The 703-nt window shown below is 67.1% G+C and carries 1 protein-coding gene; it reads left to right on the forward strand.

Going from position 1 to position 703, the window contains the following annotated elements:
* A partial coding sequence (locus SAS01S_RS22010) for a dihydrodipicolinate synthase family protein (protein ID WP_066813400.1) occupies positions 1-629 on the forward strand: 629 nt, incomplete at its 5' end.
* Between the last annotated feature and the right edge of the window lie 74 nt (positions 630-703).

The following is a 703-nucleotide window of genomic DNA, read 5'->3' on the forward strand; positions in this document are numbered from 1 at the left end:
CCGCGGCAGGCGCGGCGGCGGGCGCGAGCGCGGCGATGGTGATGACCCCGCGCGCGCTGGGTCCGGATGTCGAGGCGCTTTCCAGTTTCTATCGCGATCTGGGCGCGCAGGCCGGCCTGCCGATCATGCTGCAGAATGCGCCAGCGCCGATGGGCCTGGGGCTCACCGCCGATGCGGTCTCCCGTATCGTCGCGGCTTCCGACGCGATCCGCTGGGTCAAGGAGGAGAACATGCCGTGCGGCCAGCGCATCAGCGCGCTGCTGGCGAGTGGCGTTCCGCATCTCGAGGGCGTTTTCGGCGGCGCCGGCGGGCGATACATCACCGATGAGCTCGCGCGTGGCGCGATCGGCAGCATGCCCGCCGCCGAGACTCCCGAGGTCCATGTCGCGTTGATGCGCGCCCATCTCGCCGGCGACCGTGCCGAGGTCTGGCGGCTATACGAGGCGTTGCTGCCGATCCTGATGATCCAGGCGGTCTATCGCTGGCGTCTCACCAAGGAAGTGCTGCGGCGCCGTGGCGTGATCGCCTCGGCCCATACGCGCGCCGCCGGCCCCGAGTTCGACGAAACCGACCAGCGCGAGCTTGGGACCGTCCTCGACCGTCTGCAGCATGCCTATGCAGCGCGCTAAGCCTCAGGTTTAGAACCAAAATAAGCCGTTGTTCTTAGAACGATCCATTTCCAAAACTCGTCATCCTAGCGAAA

Origin of the sequence: Sphingomonas asaccharolytica NBRC 15499 (genome assembly GCF_001598355.1) — a bacterium.
In the GTDB taxonomy this organism is placed as follows: domain Bacteria; phylum Pseudomonadota; class Alphaproteobacteria; order Sphingomonadales; family Sphingomonadaceae; genus Sphingomonas; species Sphingomonas asaccharolytica.